Annotated in this window: 18 protein-coding genes; 11 read left to right on the forward strand and 7 right to left on the reverse strand. The window is 68.5% G+C overall.

Translation table 11 applies throughout. The features are described from left to right. Window positions 1-205: 205 nt before the first annotated feature. The 4 genes from AC1DGI_RS04345 to AC1DGI_RS04360 all read left to right on the forward strand — a co-directional run bounded on the left by AC1DGI_RS04345 (window position 206) and on the right by AC1DGI_RS04360 (window position 4,607). Complete coding sequence (locus AC1DGI_RS04345) at window positions 206-1,165, forward strand: diacylglycerol/lipid kinase family protein (RefSeq protein ID WP_476897905.1); 960 nt, start codon at window positions 206-208, stop codon at window positions 1,163-1,165. 204 nt (window positions 1,166-1,369) lie between these two features. Continuing rightward, window positions 1,370-2,422, forward strand: coding sequence for an FUSC family protein (locus AC1DGI_RS04350; RefSeq protein ID WP_441399368.1), 1,053 nt, complete (start codon window positions 1,370-1,372; stop codon window positions 2,420-2,422). A 107-nt stretch (window positions 2,423-2,529) separates the two neighbouring features. After that, the gene (locus AC1DGI_RS04355) at window positions 2,530-3,309 is read left to right on the forward strand and encodes an IclR family transcriptional regulator (RefSeq protein WP_476897906.1); all 780 of its coding nucleotides are present in this window, start codon (window positions 2,530-2,532) and stop codon (window positions 3,307-3,309) included. 107 nt (window positions 3,310-3,416) lie between these two features. Continuing rightward, window positions 3,417-4,607, forward strand: a complete 1,191-nt coding sequence (locus AC1DGI_RS04360) for a 4-hydroxybenzoate 3-monooxygenase (RefSeq protein WP_441399354.1) — start codon at window positions 3,417-3,419, stop codon at window positions 4,605-4,607. A gap of 85 nt (window positions 4,608-4,692) precedes the next feature. On the opposite strand, the gene AC1DGI_RS04365 is transcribed toward AC1DGI_RS04360, so the two are convergent. The 4 genes from AC1DGI_RS04365 to purB all read right to left on the reverse strand — a co-directional run bounded on the left by AC1DGI_RS04365 (window position 4,693) and on the right by purB (window position 9,244). Next, the gene (locus AC1DGI_RS04365; RefSeq protein ID WP_441399353.1) at window positions 4,693-5,892 is read right to left on the reverse strand and encodes an alkaline phosphatase family protein; all 1,200 of its coding nucleotides are present in this window, start codon (window positions 5,890-5,892) and stop codon (window positions 4,693-4,695) included. A gap of 198 nt (window positions 5,893-6,090) precedes the next feature. Next, complete coding sequence (locus AC1DGI_RS04370) at window positions 6,091-6,759, reverse strand: histidine phosphatase family protein (RefSeq protein WP_441399352.1); 669 nt, start codon at window positions 6,757-6,759, stop codon at window positions 6,091-6,093. 27 nt (window positions 6,760-6,786) lie between these two features. Next, window positions 6,787-7,692, reverse strand: a complete 906-nt coding sequence (locus AC1DGI_RS04375) for an endonuclease/exonuclease/phosphatase family protein (RefSeq protein ID WP_476897907.1) — start codon at window positions 7,690-7,692, stop codon at window positions 6,787-6,789. 109 nt (window positions 7,693-7,801) lie between these two features. Continuing rightward, window positions 7,802-9,244: an adenylosuccinate lyase gene (purB, locus tag AC1DGI_RS04380; protein WP_476897908.1), complete on the reverse strand. Its 1,443-nt coding sequence runs from the start codon at window positions 9,242-9,244 to the stop codon at window positions 7,802-7,804. Window positions 9,245-9,405: 161 nt separating this feature from the next. Between purB and AC1DGI_RS04385 the strand changes: the two genes are divergently transcribed. Both AC1DGI_RS04385 and AC1DGI_RS04390 read left to right on the forward strand, forming a co-directional pair. Next, window positions 9,406-9,702: a hypothetical protein gene (locus AC1DGI_RS04385; RefSeq protein ID WP_441399349.1), complete on the forward strand. Its 297-nt coding sequence runs from the start codon at window positions 9,406-9,408 to the stop codon at window positions 9,700-9,702. Next, window positions 9,702-11,174: a hypothetical protein gene (locus AC1DGI_RS04390; protein ID WP_441399348.1), complete on the forward strand. Its 1,473-nt coding sequence runs from the start codon at window positions 9,702-9,704 to the stop codon at window positions 11,172-11,174. Before AC1DGI_RS04385 ends, AC1DGI_RS04390 begins: the two co-directional genes overlap by 1 nt. Before the next feature lie 61 nt (window positions 11,175-11,235). On the opposite strand, the gene AC1DGI_RS04395 is transcribed toward AC1DGI_RS04390, so the two are convergent. Continuing rightward, window positions 11,236-11,667, reverse strand: coding sequence for a phage holin family protein (locus AC1DGI_RS04395; protein WP_476897909.1), 432 nt, complete (start codon window positions 11,665-11,667; stop codon window positions 11,236-11,238). A 59-nt stretch (window positions 11,668-11,726) separates the two neighbouring features. Between AC1DGI_RS04395 and AC1DGI_RS04400 the strand changes: the two genes are divergently transcribed. The 4 genes from AC1DGI_RS04400 (at window position 11,727) to AC1DGI_RS04415 (ending at window position 16,761) form a co-directional block, all read left to right on the forward strand. Beyond that, window positions 11,727-12,845, forward strand: a complete 1,119-nt coding sequence (locus AC1DGI_RS04400; RefSeq protein WP_476897910.1) for a histidinol-phosphate transaminase — start codon at window positions 11,727-11,729, stop codon at window positions 12,843-12,845. A gap of 148 nt (window positions 12,846-12,993) precedes the next feature. Beyond that, the gene (pdhA, locus tag AC1DGI_RS04405) at window positions 12,994-14,268 is read left to right on the forward strand and encodes a pyruvate dehydrogenase (acetyl-transferring) E1 component subunit alpha (protein ID WP_476897911.1); all 1,275 of its coding nucleotides are present in this window, start codon (window positions 12,994-12,996) and stop codon (window positions 14,266-14,268) included. After that, complete coding sequence (locus AC1DGI_RS04410) at window positions 14,265-15,245, forward strand: alpha-ketoacid dehydrogenase subunit beta (RefSeq protein ID WP_476897912.1); 981 nt, start codon at window positions 14,265-14,267, stop codon at window positions 15,243-15,245. The genes pdhA and AC1DGI_RS04410 overlap by 4 nt, the downstream gene beginning before the upstream one ends. Before the next feature lie 10 nt (window positions 15,246-15,255). Further along, entirely contained in the window at window positions 15,256-16,761 is a 1,506-nt protein-coding gene (locus AC1DGI_RS04415; protein WP_476897913.1) for a dihydrolipoamide acetyltransferase family protein, read from the forward strand. A gap of 3 nt (window positions 16,762-16,764) precedes the next feature. On the opposite strand, the gene AC1DGI_RS04420 is transcribed toward AC1DGI_RS04415, so the two are convergent. Further along, window positions 16,765-17,112, reverse strand: coding sequence for a hypothetical protein (locus AC1DGI_RS04420; protein ID WP_441403527.1), 348 nt, complete (start codon window positions 17,110-17,112; stop codon window positions 16,765-16,767). Between the two features lie 224 nt (window positions 17,113-17,336). On the opposite strand from AC1DGI_RS04420, the gene AC1DGI_RS04425 reads away from it, so the two are divergent. Then, on the forward strand, window positions 17,337-18,938 hold the full coding sequence (locus AC1DGI_RS04425) for an AMP-binding protein (protein WP_476897914.1): 1,602 nt from the start codon (window positions 17,337-17,339) through the stop codon (window positions 18,936-18,938). Window positions 18,939-18,975: 37 nt separating this feature from the next. Here AC1DGI_RS04425 and AC1DGI_RS04430 read toward each other — a convergent pair whose 3' ends face one another. Then, window positions 18,976-19,407 carry a universal stress protein gene (locus tag AC1DGI_RS04430; protein ID WP_441402195.1) on the reverse strand — a complete coding sequence of 144 codons (432 nt, stop codon included), beginning with the start codon at window positions 19,405-19,407 and terminating at the stop codon, window positions 18,976-18,978. Window positions 19,408-19,409: the final 2 nt, after the last annotated feature.

Here is a 19,409-nt window from a genome sequence, read left to right on the forward strand (position 1 = left end):
CGCCTTCCCGTCTGGAACGCGGCCGGCCCGGTCAATCCGGAAGGCCTCCGGCCGGGCCGGTACGCTTCAGTCCCTGAACATGGCCAGTGTAGTGACCGGCCGGACAGTGCGTCCATGATTGCCTGCCCTGCGGCGCGAGTAAATTCCGCCGGCCCCGATAGGATTTCCTGCGGGACACCTCCCGCCCACGTGTACGAAAGGCGCCATGCCAAAGAACAATGCCGCGCAGGAATCCACCGACCAGCCCAAGCGCGCCGCCGTGATCATCAATCCGATGAAATCTTCCGGCAAGGATTTCAAGGCCGCGTTCTACCGGCTCTGCGAAACCGAAAACTGGGCCGAGCCGCTCTGGCTGGAGACCACGGCCGAGGACACCGGCATGGGCCAGGCGCGCGAAGCGCTTGAAGCCGGGGTCGACGTCGTGATCGCCGCCGGCGGCGACGGGACCGTCAGGTGCGTGGCAGAGGTCCTCGCGGGCACCGGGACGCCGATGGGCCTGGTCCCACTGGGCACCGGCAACCTGCTGGCCCGGAACGTGGGCGTCGATATCACCGACCCCGTGGCGGCTAGTTATGACGTCCTGAACGGTACGGACATCAAGGTGGACGTGGTGAAGGCAAGCCTGGACCACACCGAGGAGGAGCAGCTTTTCCTGGTCATGGCCGGCCTTGGCTACGACGCGGCCATCATGGCGAACACCGTCGACGAGCTCAAAGACCGCGTGGGCTGGCTCGCCTACGTGGAGGCCGGCATCCGGCACCTGCCCGGCAAACCGGTGAGGGCGCATATCAGCATGGATGGACAGCACCCGGTCCGGCGGCGGGTCCGCAGCGTGATGGTCGGCAACTGCGGCCAGATCACCGGAGGCGTGGAAGTCTTCCCCGACGCCAGGCTCGATGACAACATTCTCGACGTCCTGATCCTGGCGCCCGAGGGCAAACTGGGCTGGTTCAGCGTGCTCGCCGGGATGTTCGGTCGGAAGAACGGCAAGAACGGGAAGAACAAGTCGGTCGAGTACTTCACCGGGAGGACCGCCGAAATCAGCCTCGACCACGAACAGGAGTTCCAGCTCGACGGCGATCACCTGGGCAAGGCCAAGCATCTCAGGGTCGCAGTGGAGCACGGGGCGCTGACCCTCCGGATGACGAAGCAACCCCGGCGCTAGGGGCCAGCTGCCGGGACCTGCCGGTGCGCGAGGATTTCCGCGGGCCCGGCCAGCTTGGCACCTCTTCCGTTGAACGGACTGTTTGCCGGGGCCCGTCGGGGCTCCGGCGTAAGATTCAGCTGGATGCCAGCGCCGCCGTCGTTCCCAACCGACTGCCAAGGAAGGCCCAATCCACCTGTGAAGCCCGCGCACTTGCTCACCGAGATGTTCAGCATCGCCCCAGCCAACAAGGACCATCAGGTTGCGATCCGTTGCGCCGTCGGCGTTTTCGTCCCGCTGATCTCCCTGGTGCTGCTGGGCCGGCTGGATCTGGCAATCTTTGCTTCCTTTGGCGCTTTCACCGGCATTTACGGGCGGAACGAACCTCACGGCCGGAGGTTGGTCCTGCAGGTGCGGGCCGGCACGCTGATGCTCGCCGTGATCCTGCTCAGCGCCCTGACGGCCCGGGCCGGCACGGCGCTCGCACTGTCGCCGTCGGACCGCACCTGGCTGCAGGTCGTCGCGACCACCCTGGTGGCGGGAGGCTGCTCCCTGATCGTCGCGTGGTGGCGGCTCCGCCCGGCGGGATCGTTGTTTCACATCTTCGCCTTCGCAGCCATCGCCTCCATCCCCAACCAGCCGCCGCTCTGGCAGGGCATGCTGGTCTCGGTCCTGACGGTCCTGTTTTCACTGCTGGTTGGCCTGTCCTCACGGGTGGTCCGAAGCCGCCGCCAGACGTGGTCGTGGCCACGGCGGGTCCGGTTGACGGCCGTGGAGCGTCGCGTGGCCTGGCTTGAAGCGCTGGGCTACCTCGTGGCGGCGGGGCTGGCCGGCACCCTCGCCACCGTGGTTGGGGAGCGGCTCGGCTTCGGCCACAACTACTGGGCCATGGTGGCCGCCGTCGTCCCGCTGGTGGGACACAGCACCCGGCACCGGATCAGCCGCGGGGTGCAACGCATCTTCGGCACCGTGGTGGGGCTTGGTCTGCTGGCCATGATCCTGCTGCTGCACCCGGCCCCCTGGCAGACCGTGCTGGTGATTGCGGCGTGCCAGTTCGGCGCCGAAATGTTCATCGCCCGCCAGTATGTGCTGGCCCAGGTCTTTGTCACCCCGCTGGCGCTGATCTCGACCCTGCTGGTGGCTCCGGTACCGGCAGGAATTCTCCTGCGGGACCGGTTGCTGGAGACCGTCATCGGAGCCGCCGTCGGCGTCGCCGTCGTGCTGGCCCCCGCAGTCTGGCGCCGGCTCGCCTCGCGCCCCGTCGCCCGGCCCAACTGACTGGCATTTGTTGCCGTTTTGATGCGTCTTAACGCCAACAAGTGCGAGTTACTTGGGTCAATGGAAGACTTGTCCCGTGCAAGCAACTGTTTACGGACGCGGGATACGTGGCTAACTCGGGCTCGGGGGACTCGGTCGTGGACCGTGTGGTGCGCCTGATCGAGGCTTTTCCCGAGGGCTCCGCATCCCTGCAGCTGTCCGACCTCGCGGACCGGGCCGGGCTGCCGCTGAGCACCGCGCACCGACTGGTCCGGCAACTGGCCGGGCACGGACTCGTGGAATTGGGCGGCGGCGGCTCGGTCCGGTTGGGGATGCGTTTATGGGAGCTGGTCAACCGGAACTCACCCACCCTGGCCCTGCGGCAAGCCGCGATGCCCTTGATGGAGGACATCCAGCAGGTGCTCAACCAGAACGTGAACCTGGCCGTGCTGGACGGCTGGGAAGCATTGTTCGTGGAGCGGCTGTCCCGCCGCGGCTCGGTGGCGAACCGGGCGAAAGTCGCCGGCCGGATGCCCGTGCACCTGTCCTCGGCCGGGCTCGCCCTGATGGCCCATCAGCCGGTCGCGGTACAAACGGCCTACCTGCGCCAGTTCGCCGATCCCGCAGGCCAGGTCTCCGCCGGGGACCTCCGCGCGCTGCTGGCCGAGACGGCAAGCCAGGGCTACGCCGAACTGGCCGGGGTGGTGGACCCGGACACCTGGGGGATCGCGGTACCGATCCGGGATGCGAGGAAGCGGACCGTCGCCGCGCTCGGCGTCGTGGTTCCGTTGCGGGAGATGCGGCTGCAGGCACTGGTGCCGGCGCTGCAGACCGCGGCGCGGGGCATCGGGCGCAGGCTCGGGGATGCAGGCGCCTCCACTGACTTCCGTTCAATGGAAGGTGTGTAACGCGGATCACCGCTCCGGGGGCACACTGTTAGCCAGAAGACCCATCCGGTCCCGAACCACGGCACACCAGTGCGCGGTTCCGGGCCCCGCAACGAAGCGAGGACACCATGGCAGCCCGAAAAGTCATCACCACCCAGGTGGCAATCGTGGGCGGCGGCCCGGCCGGGCTCATGCTCTCCCACCTGCTGGCCAAGGAAGGCATCGAGTCCACCGTGATCGAGTTGCGCAGCCGGCAGGAAATCTCGGAAACGGTCCGGGCGGGCATCCTCGAACACGGCACGGTCAACCTCCTAGTGGACAGCGACGTCTCCGACCGCGTGCTGCGCGACGGCGACCGCCACGACGGGATCGAGTTGCGGTTCAACGGCGAAAGCCACCGCATCGACTTCCAGGACCTGGTGGGCGAATCGGTCTGGCTCTACCCGCAGACCGATGTTTTCATGGACCTCGCCGCCCGCCGGGAAGCCGACGGCGGCGACGTCCGGTACGGCGTCACGGACACCAGCGTCCACGGCATCGAAGACTCGCCGACGGTGTGGTTCACCGATGCAGACGGCACCGAGTTCGAACTTCGGGCCGACTTCATCGCCGGCGCTGACGGCTCGCGCAGCCACTGCCGCCTGCAGATCCCGGAGGCGGACCGCAAGTGGTACTTCCACGAGTACCCCTTCGCCTGGTTCGGTATCCTGGCCGAGGCGCCGCGCAGTTCCGACGAACTGATCTACGCCAACTCGGAAAACGGCTTCGCACTCATCAGCCAGCGGACCGAGACCGTACAGCGGATGTACTTCCAGTGCGACCCCGGCGAGGACGTCGCCAACTGGAGCGACGAACGCATCTGGGAGGCGTTCCGCAGCCGGGTGAACGGCAACGGCTTTGAGCTCAAGGAGGGCCCGGTCATCGACAAGACGGTCCTGAAGTTCCGCAGCTTCGTGCATGCCCCGATGCGGCACGGCAAGCTGTTCCTGGCCGGCGACGCCGCGCACACCGTCCCGCCGACCGGGGCCAAGGGCCTGAACCTGGCCATCCATGACGTGCGGGTCCTCTTCGAAGGCCTGGACAGCTTCTACAAGACCGGCTCCACCATGCTCCTGGACCTGTACAGCGACCGAGCCCTGGACCGGGTCTGGAAGGCGCAGCACTTCTCCTACTGGATGACGTCCATGCTGCACACCCCGGCCGGCGCCGACGACTTCGCCCGCGCCCGGCAGCTCGGTGAACTCAACTCCGTGGTCTCCTCGCGATTCGGCCGCGCCTACCTCGCCGAGGCCTACACCGGCTGGCCCGCCGCCGGCTGATCCGCTCCTGGGAGCCGGCTGGGGGCCGGCTGGGCCAGGTGGCCGGGCGGGGCCAGGGTGCGTGAGGCCGCGCGAGCCAGGAAAATCAGGACCCGGCGTCGAACACATCTGCGCCGAAGCCCTGCAGGCCGGGGGCTCCGGCGAGGCCCAGCCGGGGCAGCGAGAAGGCGTCCTCGATGCTGGCCAGCAGGCTGAAGTGGTTGTACTGCGTGTCCGACGACGTTCCGGCCCGGGTGAACGGGGAGAGCACCAGGGCGCCGACTCTCCCGCCGGCGGCACCGCCGGGAATCCCGGCGGATCCGGTGGTCTGGCCGTCGGCCTCGTCGAAGGTGATGACCAGCATCCCGTCCTTCTTGAACGCGGGGGAGTCGAGAATGGCCGGCACCTGCTGCCGGAGCCAACTGTCGCTGGCCGCGAGGCCGCCCGGGTTCCCGTCGACGCAGGGGCTGTCGTGGCCGTCGTTGCAGAGGTTGGGCGAGATGTAGGACAGGTTGGGCGTCGTGTCGGCTGATTTCAGATCCTGGGTCAGGGCAGTGAAATTCACGACGTTGTTCTGACAATCCGGCGACGAAGTGATCGCTTCGAAGTAGACGAAGGGGTTGTGCCGGGTGGCGTATTGGTCCCCCACCCGGGCGGACTGGTGGTCGTCCTTGGCGCCGGGTTTAGGGTGCTGGCACGGGGTCTGCATGTCCTCCATGTAACCCTTCCAACTCTTGCCGGCCGAGCTGAGCTGGCCGGCGACCGTGGGCACCGAGACAGGATAGACACAACCGGTGCCTTCCGCCTGGCCCGGGGCGGAGGTTCCGGTCTGCGTGAACGGAACGTAAGTCCGGCAGTCGTCGCGTGTCATCGGGTTGGACGCCTGCCCCGAGATCTGGGCCAGGTAGTTGGGGCTGGAGCTGTGGTCAATGGCGTAGTACTCCGACAGCAGTACGCCCTGGGCACGCAGCGTCTGGGAGAGGTACGGCGCCTCGGAGCCCGTGCCCCAGACCTTGTCATAGCCCTTGTTCTCGAGGTTGATCACGAACACATGGCCGGGTTTCCCGGCGGTTTGGGGGCCGCCGGCGGGCGGTGTCGGCGGTTGCGGCGGTGGCGACGTCTGCGGCGACGACGACGGCGGCGCGGCGGCCGCCGTCGTCCCCGGGGCGCTGGTGCCCGTGGAACTGGGCGGCGGCGTGGCAGGCGTGCACGCCGTCGCGGCGGCGACGAGAGCGGCGGCAAGGAAAAGGCCCGGAATTCGGCCGGCGGCGATCCGGCCCGGGCTGCTGGCGTGGTTCCGGCTCATGCGTGGCGGCTTTCTCTCGACGCGTTGGTCCGTGTCTCCAGCAAAGCCCATTGCACTCCGGCGGGACAAGGGCTACCGGGCATTCACAGCGAGTTCACACCATGGCCGTGTGCCCGGCAGTGCACGAGCCGATCGTCTTGGCATAGCAGGACGAGTGGTCGATCCCGGCCTGGGGACCGAAGCTGGGCGCCAGGTGCCTTAGGCGGGACGGCCGGTGGGATCCTCGGCCGTCGGGTCGGCCAGCGCCAGGCCGCCCACCGGGCTGGCGTCCCAGTGGATCAGGCGCCAGCCGGCGTCGGGATCGCCTTCGAGGGCCACGATGCCGGTGTTGGCGAGGATGTGCCGTGCCGCGAACTCCGCGTCCACGTTGGCGGCGCGCAGGCCGGTCCACACCCGGATCGCGGCGCCGTGGCTGACCACCGCGACCGTGGCGTCATCCCCGCCCGTGGAGGCGGCCACGATCCTCGCGATCGAGTCGTCGTAGCGCTCGAAGAACTCGTGGCCGCTGGGGCCCGAAGGCATCCGGCGGTCCAGCTCGCCCGCTGCCCAGGCGAAGACCGTCCCCAGATAACGCAGGTGGGATTCACGGTCGGTGAGCTTTTCAAGCGCCCCGGCCTCGATTTCCCGCAGCCCCGCCAGTACCTGAATGTCCAGCCCGCGGCTGCCGGCAAGCGGGGTGGCCGTGAGCTGGGTGCGGACCAAGGTGGACGCGTAGAGCAGCTCGATCTGCTGTTCCGCCAAGGAACGCGCCAGGGCGCCTGCCTGGCGTTCGCCGAGCACTGTCAGGCCCGGCCCGGGGTGGGCGGTGTCCAGTTGGCCGAGCACGTTGCCCGGGGTCTGGCCGTGGCGGATCAGCAGAAGCTTCATGCCAGCGATGTTACCGGCCGCGGCCGGTCACGGGATCCTGACAGTGGCCTGGATCGGGGCGTGGTCGCTGGGGTAACGGTCGTCAAGGCGGAAGGTGTTGACCGCGGCCTCGGCGACCTGGATGTCCGGCGTCACGGCGATCCAGTCAATGCGGCGTTCGCCGATCACCGGGTCCTTGTAATTCGGAAACGTCCCGTATTCCGGGGTCAGCCGCTGTTTGGCGACCGCCCACGAGTCCTTGAAGGCGCCGCTGCCCACCAGAGTGTTGTACGCCCCGGAGGCCCCGGCGTCGGCGTTGAAGTCACCCATCAGGACGGTCGGCAGGCCGGGCTCGAAGCTCGTGGCGTGCTCGATGATGGCCTCGGCGCTGCGCAGCTGGGCATTTTCGGATTCATGGTCAAAGTGGGTGTTGAGCACCATCAGTTCCCGTCCGGTGCAGCTGTCCTCGAACCTGCCCCAGGTTGCGATCCGGGTGACGTCATTGCCCCACGTTGCCGAGCCGGCCACGGTGGGGGTGTCCGAGAGCCAGAACTGGTCCCACATTCGCAGCGTCAGGCGGCGGGAGTCGTAAAAGATGCAGGAGTGTTCGCCCCGGTTCCCGCCCTCGCGGCCGTGGCCGATCATCCGGTAGTGGCCCGGAAGCGCTTCCCCGATGACTGTCAGCTGGTGTTCCAGGCCCTCCTGGATGCCCAGGACCTCCGGGAGTTCCTCGGCCAGGACGGCCCGGAGTGCCGGAACACGCTCGGGCCAGTAGTCCGCCTGACCCGGCAGGGTCTCCGCAATGTCACAGCGGATGTTGAAGCTCATCAGGCTCAACGCCGCGGCCTCGGCCCTCTCGGTTGCCGTGGCGGATCCTGTGCCGGCTGCTGCCGCTATGGCGGGGCCGGGGCGGGTCAGAACTGTCCGTGCTGTCGCCGCAGTGTCGCTCGGCAAGGGGTCTCCTCGTGTCGGTAACAGCCCAAGCCTCCACGGTTGAGCTGGCCAGTCCTTGACGGCCGGGTGAACGGCGGACCGCCGGTAGGTGAACTCGGCGCCGCCATTCCTACGCCAGGTGGTCGACCAGCTTGTCCGCGAGGCCGGTGTACGTTCCCGGGGTCAGGGCCAGCAGCCTGGCCTCGGCATCCGCGGACAGGCCAAGGCCCTGGACAAACTCCTGCATCCGGGCGGCGTCGACGCGCTGGCCGCGGGTCAGATCCTTTAGCCGCTCGTACGGGTTTTCCATGCCCGCGACGCCGGCGATGGCCTCGGCGCGCATGACCATCTGGATCGCCTCGCCGAGCACCTCCCAGTTGGTGTCCAGGTCCCTGGCGAGCACCTCCTCCGCGACGTCCAGCCGGTCCAGGCCCTTGGCCACGTTGGAGATGGCCAGCAGGGAGTGGCCGAACGCCACCCCGATGTTGCGCTGCGACGAGGAATCGGTGAGGTCCCGCTGCCAGCGGGAAGTGACCAGGGTGGAACCCAGCACATCCAGCAGCCCGGAGGAGATCTCCAGGTTGGCTTCGGCGTTCTCGAACCGGATCGGGTTGACCTTGTGCGGCATTGTGGAGGACCCGGTGGCGCCTGCCACGGGGATCTGCGCAAAGTAGCCGATCGAGATGTAGCTCCACATGTCCGTGCAGACGTTGTGCAGGATCCGGTTGAAGCGCGCGACGTCGGCGTACAGCTCAGCCTGCCAGTCGTGGCTTTCGATCTGGGTGGTGAGCGGGTTCCAGTCCAGGCCGAGGTTTTCCACGAAGCTCCGGGCGACCTGCTCCCAGTCGGCGCCGGGGATCGAGGCCACGTGCGCCGCGAACGTGCCGGTGGCGCCGTTGATCTTGCCGAGATATTCGGTCCGGGCGATGCGGTCCAGCTGCCGGGTCAGCCGGTGCGCCATCACCGCGAGTTCCTTGCCCAGCGTGGTGGGCGTGGCCGGCTGCCCGTGCGTGCGGGACAGCATGGGCACCGCCCGGTTGGCCTCGGCCATCGTGCTGATCTGCGCGACGAGCCTGCGCGCCGCGGGCAGCCAGACGTCCTGCACGGCACCCTTGATGCCCAGGGCGTAGGAAAGATTGTTGATGTCCTCGGAGGTGCAGCCGAAGTGCACCATGGCGGTCAGACGCTCGATTCCGATGCCGGCAAGCCGGCGGCCGATGTAGTACTCCACCGCCTTGACGTCGTGCACGGTGACGGCTTCGATCTCGGTCAGCTCGGCCACGGACGCGGCGTCGAACTCGCTAACGATGGCGCGCAGCTGCTCCTGCTGCTCGGCGCTCAGCGGACCGGCGCCGGGCAGCACGTTGTTGCTGGTCAGGTGGATCAGCCACTCAACCTCGACGGCGACGCGGTCACGGTTGAGGGCGGCCTCGGAGAGGTAGTCCACCAGCGGTGCGACGGCCGAGTGGTAGCGGCCGTCAAGCGGTCCGAGAGCGATCGAGTGGTCGGACGCGGCGAGGGCCAGGCGTCCGGACGGCGTGCGGGTCTCGGCTGTGGCGGCAGTTTCAGGCATGGTCCGATTCTTTCACGAAGTGCGGCCGGGCCTTAAGCGCACCCTGGCATGTGACACTCCGTCGGCAGCTTTTCCACATAGCATTCGGGACCGCTTACGACGCCGGTGACTGGAACCTAACGTCGAACCCGGGACAAACGGCAACGAAAGGAGCCTCGGCCATGAGCGGCACGTTAACGGCAGCTGAGGCGGCGGCCTGCGCCTCGCGCAGTTACGAAGTCCAGCAACTGGCAGCCAGGATGGCCTCCTGTGCGGAGCAGGCGGGCGCCGTGCTCGCCGGGCTGGTCGGGCTGGAACTTCAGACCTGGCAGTCCCCGGCGGGCCGTGCCTACCGGACGACGGTTTCGCTTCAGGCCGCATCACTGCGGCGGGCCCGGGGCGGACTGCTGGATGCGGCGGCAGCGGTCCAGCGGCACGCCCAGCAGGTGACGCTCTCGTCCGGACGGCCCGGATACTGATGGCGGAGATTACTCCGGCGGGCTCCGGGGAGGCGCCCCGCCCGTCGGCACCGGCCCCGGACGGGATGTTGCGGATCCGGGGCGGGGTGGGCGGCCTCAGCTTCCAGTTCGAGGAGCTGCTGGCAGGGGCGGCCGCCCTGGACGTCGTGGTCCGCCGGCTGTACGCGTTGGAGGCGGAGGCCGACGGCGTCCGTCGCGCCCTCTTCGGCTACCAGCCCGACTCCTACCGCAGCGGCAGCAACGCCATGATCGCAGTGGGGGAGGCGGGGCGGGATGTCAGCCGGGTCAGGGCCGAATTGGAGCACATCGCGGCCCAGGTCCGGGCCAGCCACCGGGAGTACGAGTTCACCGAAGCCCGGAACGCGCTGCTGCTCCGGATGGGGCTGGGCGGTCCGGAGTACGGCTCAGCCCAGGGGCCCTTCGAGCTCCCCGGCGTCCGCGACCAGGTCGAGCGCGGGGTGGCCCTGGCTCCGCACGGCCTGGCCCTGCTGCTGGGGTTGCCCGTTCCCTTGGCGGCGCTGGTAGGGACGCTGGCTGGCCCCACCGACGTCCGCCGCACGGTCCGGGAGCTGACGATGGCACCGGGGCTGAGGTTCCTGGAACCGCGGCCGGTCACGGTCATCGGCAGCCATACCGGGGCCGAGGCCGTTGATTTGACGCCCGCGGGCCTGCTGCGCCGCGCGGAAGCGGTGGGCCGGAACAGCGGCGATATCGAGATCATCAAGGTCGACGGCGGAAGCGGCCGTGCTTGGGTGGTGATCGTGCCCGGAACCCAGCTGGGCGGCCTGCCCGAGGGAACCAACCCGTTCGACACGGCGGGCATCGCCGAAGCGCTGGGCTACGACTCGGTGGAGACCACCGCGGCCATCCGGCAAGCGCTCCGGGAGGCGGGCGCGACGGCGGGCGAGCAGCTTGCCGCCGTGGGTTACAGCCAGGGCGGCATCCACGCCATGAACCTGAGCGATGACAAAGCTTTCCTCGCCGAGTTTGACCTCAAGTACGTGCTCACCGCCGGCTCCCCGGTCGGCGGCATCACCCCCGAGCCTGGGATCGGCAGCCTGCACCTGGAACACCAGCATGACTGGGTGCCGGGAGCTGACGGACAGGCCAACGCGGACACGAAGGACAGGGTCACTGTCACGCTGACTAACAGCCTGGTCATGCCCCCGCCGCAGGATTTTGGCCTCGGCCCCGGGCATCGACTGGAAAACTACGCGGCCGGCGCGGAAGCGGTCTCGGCGAGCCGGGACCCGTCGTTGCTGGCATCCACCGCGGCACTGGCAGCCGTGGTTGGGGGCGGTGGCACCGCCACCGTGACCAGGTTTTCCCTGCGGCGCGAGGCTCTGCCGGCGCGGGGCGCGGTCACGGCGCCGGGGCCGAACCGCGGGGCAGACACCCCGCCGCCGGCGCGACCGCCCGCTCCGGCGCTCGGACCCACCGCGGCGCGGGAGCCGCAGGGCGTCCCCGGCTAGCTGGTCCGCCCTTGGCCGGCGGAACCCCAGCAGGCGTGCCGGCTACCGGCGCGCGTGCCCGTCAGCGGCGCCGGCCGCCCGGGAGCCGGCCAGCGACCAGCGAGATCACAGTGATGATGATGGCCGCGAACACTGCCGTCCAGAAAAAGGAGTCGATGGTGAAGTGCACCGGTGTGTAGGCGCTCAACCAGGACGTGAGGTACAACATTGCGGCGTTGATGACGATCGTGAACAGACCCAGCGTGAGGATGGTCAGCGGCAGCGACAGCAGGCTGACCAGCGGCTTGACGAGGGCGTTGACGAGGCCGAAAATCAGCCCGATGAACAGGTACGCGAGGATGATCCCGACGGTGTCGGCACCCTGCGTGACGCCGCTGTCGGCAACGGCGCCGGCGGTCGCAGCGCTCGAGACGCTGATCCTGCCCTGCAGGATCCAGCTGGCGATCCAAAGGGCCAGGGCGTTGACGACGACCCGCAGAATGAATGAACGCATGGCCCCATGCTGTCATATGAGCCGTCCCGCGGGAGGGGCGGCGAAGTAGGCTAGGGGGCATGACTTTATCTGACAACCCGGCCATGGGGCTCCGCCCGCGGCCGGTGGTGGACCTCCTTCCCCGCTACGCGGCAGGCAAACCGCCGGTCCCCGTTGAAGGGCTCGTGAGCTACAAGCTGTCTTCCAACGAGAACCCGTTGCCTCCGATTCCTGCGGTGCTGCAGGCCATCGCCGCGCAAACCGATATCAACCTCTACCCGGACCCGTTGAGCAGCAAACTCCGCGGGGCGCTTGCCGGGTTCCTGGACGTCCCGGCAGAGGACATTGTCACGGGCGGCGGGAGCCTCGGGGCCCTCAACCAGCTGCTGGCCACCTTCGCCGGCCAGAACGACGACGGGAAGGCGGACGAGGTCATCTATGCGTGGCGCTCCTTCGAGGCCTACCCCATCAGCGTGGGCCTCGCGGGCGCGCAAAGCGTGCAGATCCCGCTGACCGCAGACGGCCGCCACGATCTCGACGCGATGGCCGCCGCGGTCACCGCCCGCACCCGGGTGATCCTGCTGTGCACGCCGAACAACCCCACCGGCCCCATTCTCACCGCAGCGGAAACCGAGAACTTCATCAAAAGCGTGCCCTCGGACATCGTGGTGGTCATTGACGAGGCCTACCAGGAGTTCGTCCGGGCCGCCGACGCTGTCGATGGCCTTGAGATGTACCGCAAGTACCCCAACGTGGTCGTGCTCCGTACCTTCTCGAAGGCGCACGGGCTGGCCGGTCTGCGCGTGGGCTACAGCGTGTCGCAGCCGGACATCACCCAGCACCTGCGAGTCACCGCCACGCCCTTCGCGGTCTCCCAGATCGCCGAAGCGGCCGCCGTCACGTCGCTGCAGCACATCGACGAGGTTGTAGAAAGGGTACAAAGCCTGGTCGACGAACGGGACCGCGTGACGGCCGGGCTGCGCGACCTCGGCTGGTTCGTTCCGGACGCCCAAGGAAACTTTGTTTGGCTGAATCTGGGCGCGGACAGTGCGGAATTCGCCGCGCTGGCCGGGGAACGGGCGCTCTCGGTCAGGGCCTTCGGCGATGACGGGGTTCGGGTGAGTATCGGCGAAGCAGAGGCGAACACCAGGTTCCTCGACTTGTGTGCGATCTATACAAAACCGCCGCGGCGTTCCTAGCGCTTCACACGAAGCCCGCAGGCAGCCCGCTGCGGATAAAGTAAGGACGAGTTAAGCCAAAATATATGCTGAGACGGGAATGCATTCCCTGGCCGGCATATATCCCAGCGATTGCGGCGCATTCGGGTGCGGCAGGCAAGGAGACGGTATGGGCGCCACACAACTGCCCTCTACCGAGTTCGACGGAAGCGAAGCGGACGACCAGCTCGAGGCGCGAGCCGAGGCAGTGCTCGGCGACCCTGCCGTCCCGATGGTCCAGCTGCTGGGCCCGGACGGCACCCTGGGCACCGATCCGGTGTTCTCGGAGTACGCCGCGCGGCTCGACGCCGGGAAACTGCGCGGTTTCTATGCCGACATGGCGAAGATCCGGCGCTTCGACGTGGAGGCCACCGCCCTGCAGCGTCAGGGCCAGCTGGCTCTGTGGGTCCCGCTGACCGGCCAGGAGGCCGCCCAGATTGGTTCCGGCCGGGCGAGCCAGCCGCAGGACTACCTCTTCCCCACCTACCGGGAGCACGGCGTCGCGCTGACCCGCGACGTGGACCTGGCCGAACTGCTGCGCCAGTTCCGCGGCGTGTCCAACGGCGGCTGGAACCCCAAGGACACGAACTTCCACCTCTACACCTTGGTCCTCGCCGCCCAAACCCCGCACGCCGTCGGCTACGCCATGGGCATCCAGCGCGACCAGAAGCTTGCCGCGGCCGAAGCGGCTGCGGGGGAATCCGCGGCCCGGGCGCCCGATCCGAAGGCCGCAGTCATGGTCTATTTCGGCGACGGAGCCAGCTCCGAAGGCGATGTCCACGAGTCCATGGTGTTCGCCTCGTCCTACAACGCCCCCGTGGTGTTCTTCTGCCAGAACAACCACTGGGCCATCTCCGTCCCCACCGCGGTGCAGACCCGCATTCCGCTCTCCAACCGGGCCAAGGGCTACGGCTTTCCCGGCATCCGGGTGGACGGCAATGATGTGATCGCGGTCCACGCCGTCACCGAGTGGGCGCTCGAGCATGCCCGCGAAGGCAAGGGCCCGGTCCTGATCGAGGCCTTCACCTACCGCGTCGGGGCACACACCACCGCCGACGACCCCACGAAGTACCGCGGCTCCGAGGAAGAGGCGCAGTGGCGGGCGAAGGACCCGCTGGAGCGGCTCGAGAAATACCTCCGCGCCGAAGGACTCGCCGACGACGCGTTCTTCGACCAGGTCAAGACCGACGGCGACGAGCTCGCTGCCTACGTCCGCAGGACCACCCATGACCTGGAGACCCCGGACATCCGGACGGCGTTCGCCAACACCTACGCCGAGGCGCACCCGCTGGTGGCCGAAGAGCTGGCGTGGTTCGAGCAATACAGCGCAGGTTTCGCCGACGAGATAACCGACGAGCAGGCGCCCGCCAAGCAGGCAGAAGTAGATAAGGCGGCCAGCCGATGACCACCATGACCATTGCCAAGGCCATCAACGAGGGCCTGCGGGCGACGCTGAACAACAACCCCCGCACCCTGCTGATGGGCGAGGACATCGGACCGCTGGGCGGCGTCTACCGCGTCACCGACGGCCTGTTCGGCGAGTTCGGCGCAGACCGTGTCGTGGACACCCCGCTCGCGGAGTCCGGCATCATCGGGACCGCGATCGGCCTGGCGCTGAGCGGGTACCGGCCGGTCTGCGAGATCCAGTTCGACGGCTTCGTCTTTCCGGGCTTCAACCAGATCACCACGCAACTGGCGAAGATGCATGCACGCAGCAACGGCAACCTGACCGTCCCCGTCGTCATCCGCATCCCGTACGGCGGCGGCATCGGATCGATCGAGCACCATTCGGAGTCCCCGGAGGCGCTGTTCGCGCACACCGCCGGGCTGCGCATCATCACCCCGTCCAACCCGCATGACGCCTACTGGATGATCCAGCAGGCCGTCGACTGCCTGGACCCGGTGATCGTCTTCGAACCCAAGCGGCGCTACTGGCTCAAGGGCGAGGTCGACACGGATTCGCCGGGTGCGTCCGCGGACCCGTTCGAGGCCCACGTGTTGCGCGCCGGCACGGATGCCACCGTCGTGGCCTACGGCCCGCTGGTCCCGGTGGCCCTCGCCGCCGCCGGCGCAGCCGCGGAGGACGGCCACAGCGTCGAAGTGATCGACCTGCGCTCCATCTCGCCCATCGACTTCGACACGGTCACGGCCTCCGTCCGGAAGACGGGCCGGCTCATCGTGGCGCACGAAGCGCCGACCTTCGGCGGCATCGGCGGCGAAATCGCCGCCCGGGTCAGCGAACGGGCCTTCCATTCCCTCGAAGCCCCGGTCATCCGCGTCGGTGGCTTCCACATGCCCTACCCGGTGGCCAAGGTGGAGGAAGACTACCTGCCGGACATCGACCGCATCCTTGAGGCGCTCGAACGCGCCCTCGCCTACTGACGGGGAAGCCATGACCGTGAACAAGTTCAACCTTCCCGACGTGGGCGAGGGCCTGACCGAGGCGGAAATCGTGTCCTGGAAGGTGAAGGCCGGCGACACCGTGGCAGTCAACGACGTGCTGTGCGAAATCGAAACCGCCAAGTCCCTCGTCGAGCTCCCCTCGCCGTACGCCGGCACCGTCGCCGAACTTCTGGTCCAGGAAGGCGTGACGGTCGACGTCGGGACGCCGATCATCAGCGTTTCTGACGCGGCCGCCGCAGAACCCGCCCCGGCCGCGCGTCCCGTGGCGGCTGCCGCCCCGTCCCCGGCCGCCCCTGCAGATACACCGATGTACGGAAAACTGGAGCCGGACACCTCCGATGCCGGCGGACCCCCGACTGCCGGCCCGCTGGTCGGGTCCGGACCGAAGGCCGACGCCGTCAAACGCCGGCGTCGGGTCTCCGCGCCGGCGGTTCCGGCCGCCTCCATTCCGGCCCCCGAGCGGGCGGGAATCGAAACCCACGACATCTGGATCAGCCCGGAGGCCGTCTCCCCCGTGGAACCGCCGGTTCCTGCCGCCGCCGCGGAGGCGATTGACCAGCGCCAGAGCCTGGGCGGAGCCATCACCGGCCTCGTCAGCCGCGTCCTGGCCAAACCTCCGGTCCGAAAGATCGCCCGGGACCTCGGCATCGACCTGGCCGACGTCGTCCCCACCGGCGCGCGCGGCGAGGTGACCCGCGAAGACCTCGTGAGCTACCAGGCCCAGCGAGACGCCGAGCTGGACCAGGCGGACTCGTTCTGGGGCAAGACCGGCCGCCCCCAGGAACAGCGGATCGAACGCATCCCGGTCAAGGGCGTCCGCAAGGCCACCGCCCGCGCCATGGTCGAGTCGGCTTTCGCGGCCCCGCACGTCAGCATCTTCGTCGACGTCGACGCCAGCCGGACCATGGAGTTCGTGAAGCGGCTCAAGGCCTCCCGCGACTTCGAAGGCATCAAGGTCTCGCCGCTGCTCATCCTCTCCAAGGCCGTCATCTGGGCCGCGGCCCGCAACCCCAGCGTCAATGCGAGCTGGGTGGACGACGTCGGAGGCGGCGACGCGGCCGAAATCCACGTCAAGCACTTCATGAACCTCGGCATCGCCGCGGCGACCCCCCGCGGACTGATGGTGCCGAACATCAAGAACGCCCAGGACCTCTCGCTCAAGGAACTGGCGCTCGCCCTCAATGAGCTGGCCACCACCGCCCGGGCGGGCAAGACCCAGCCGGCACAGATGCAGGGCGGCACCCTGACGATCACCAACATCGGCGCCCTGGGCATCGACACGGGCACCCCGATCATCAACCCCGGCGAGGTCGCAATCGTGGCCTTCGGCACCATCAAGCAGAAGCCCTGGGTGCTCGACGGCGAGGTGATCCCGCGCTGGATCACCACGCTGGGCGGCTCGTTCGACCACCGGGTGGTGGACGGTGACCTTTCGGCGCGCTTCATGGCCGACGTCGCGGCCATCCTCGAAGAGCCGGCCCTGCTCCTGGACTGAGTCCTAGTACGAGCCGTAGGCGGCGAAGGCCGAGAGCATTTCGGTCAACCCCTGGGGCGTCCCCCCGCCGGCGACGGCGACTGCGCCGGCAAACATCAGGCCGGCCAGGCCGAAGCCGGCAGCGGTGACCTTGGTGAGGAACTTCCAGTCCTCGCGCAGGATGCTCCGGAAGGTGTCGGGCATCCGCAGCGCCGGGGCGATGAGGTTCGGGGCGCTGTCCATCGACCCGTCGTCAAGGAAGGCGATCACCCGCCCGGCGGCGCGGTCGACCCGCATGGTGCTGATGTGGTTTCCGTGGCGGGCCAGCAGGATGTCGTGGCCGACGAGCTGGCGGCGCTGAAGGGCGGGCATGGATTCTCCCCGGGAGTGGGCGGATGGGACTGTCCGCACCATCGGGGGCACCTCCAATTTTACCGCCGCAGGGCGGGGCGGCACCGGCAAATCCGCGTGAGGCTGCCCACGAGGGATGGTGACGGCGGTCAAATCTTCAGAATCCTGTCCCGAACGGGCGCGGCGGCATTAGAGTGGCACCAGCCGCCGTCGAGCCGGCGGACGCCGATCAAAGGAGATTCTGCGTGTTCTCGAGCCCGTTTCCCGCTGTTGATATCCCTGACGTGAGTCTCTACGAGTACCTCTTCGGCGGTTTGCGGGAGGACGACCTGGACCGGATCGCCGTCGTCGACGGCACCAGCGGCGCCGAAATGAGCTACCGTGAGCTGCTCGACCGGATCAACGCCTTCGCCGGCGCGGTCGCCGCCCAGGGGCTGGGTGTCGACGGCGTTGCGGCCATCCTCTGTCCCAACATCCCGGCGTTCGCCGTCGTGTTCCACGGTCTGCTGCGGGCGGGCGCCACTGTCACGCCCGTAAATTCGCTGTACACCGCCGACGAAATCGAAATACAGCTCACCGACGCCGCGGCGAGTTGGCTCTTCACGGTCTCCGCCCTCCTGCCCGCGGCCCTCGAGGCGGCCGGACGCGCCGGGATCCCGGCGGACCGGCTGGTGGTGCTCGACGGCGCCGAGGGCCACCCTTCGCTGCAGGATCTGCTCAGCAGCGGTGCGCCGGCCCCGGACACCAGGTTCGACCCGACCACCCACACCGCCGTGCTGCCGTACTCCTCGGGGACCACCGGGCGGCCCAAGGGTGTCAAGCTCAGCCACCGGAACCTCGTGGCCAACGTCGAGCAGTCACGCGGGCTGCTCAAGGTCCGGCCGGAGGACCGCCTCCTGGCGCTGCTGCCGTTCTTCCACATCTACGGGCTGACAGTGCTGCTGAACCTGGCCCTCCGGGAGCGCGCCCGCCTGATCACCATCCCCAAGTTCGAGCTGGCGGAGTTCCTGCGGATGATCCAGGACCACAAGTGCAGCTACCTCTTCATCGCGCCGCCGGTGGCCGTGGCGCTGTCGAAGCATCCGCTGGTGGCGGACTATGACCTCAGCTCCGTGCACACCACGCTGTCCGGAGCGGCGCCGCTGGACGGCGAACTCGGGGCGCGGCTGGCCGAGCGGCTGGGCTGCCGGGTCCTCCAGGGCTACGGCATGACCGAGATGAGTCCGGTCTCGCACTTGATCCCGGTGGATGCCACGGAGGTGCCGGTCAGTTCCGTGGGCTACACCGTGCCCAATATGGAATGCCGGCTGGTGGACCCGGCCACGGGGGAGGAAATCGAAGTCCCCGCGGAGGGAACCAGCGCCCCGGGCCACCTGCTGTGCCGCGGACCCAACGTCATGCTCGGCTACCTGAACCGGCCCGAGGAGACGGCGGCAACCCTTGATGCCGACGGGTTCCTGCACACCGGCGATATCGCCACGGTTCGGGCCGACGGGGTGGTGTCGATCGTGGACCGGCTCAAGGAGCTGATCAAGTACAAGGGCTACCAGATCGCGCCGGCCGAACTCGAGGCGCTGCTGCTCACGCACCCCGGCATCGCGGATGCGGCCGTGATCGGAACCCTCGACGCCGACGGGCAGGAGGTGCCGATGGCGTTCGTGGTGCGCCAGCCGGGGCCGGACGGCGAGCGGCTGAACGAGGCCGCCGTGGAAGAATTCGTGGCCGCCAGGGTGGCGCCGTTCAAGAAGATCCGGCGGGTGGAGTTCATCGACGCCGTGCCGAAGTCCTCCTCGGGCAAAATTCTCCGCAGGATGCTAAAAACTGCGGAGAAGGCACCGCAGCCATAACGCCTGCGATGCCTCCTCCCGTGCCTCTGCCTGCCGGCTATTCAGGAATGTCGGTCTTGGCGATGTAGACGTCGCAGGGGGCGCCGTGGGCCACGCTGTTCGCGACGCTCCCCAGGACGCGGCCAAGGCCCTTCATTCGGCGGTTGCCGACCACGATCAGCTGCGCACCGGAGCGCTCAGCCTCGTGAATCAGCGCCTCAGCGGGCTTGCCGCGGGCCGCAGCGTAGGTGACATTGATGTCGTCGCCGCGGAGGCTGGCCGCGACGTCCTTGGCGACCGTTTCGGCGTCGTCGGCGTCTGAAACAATCCACCGGTCGCTGCCGCTGCCGAAGACCTCGGTCCGGTCGCTGTCGAACGCGCTGACCACGTGCAGCGTTGCGCCCAGGGAGACCGCCAGGCCCCGTGCCGTCTGGGCCGCCCTCAGGGCAGTTTCACTGCCGTCGACGCCGACAACGATAATTCCGGTCATTA

The sequence above is a fragment of the Arthrobacter sp. 05N428_2 genome (assembly GCF_056397065.1).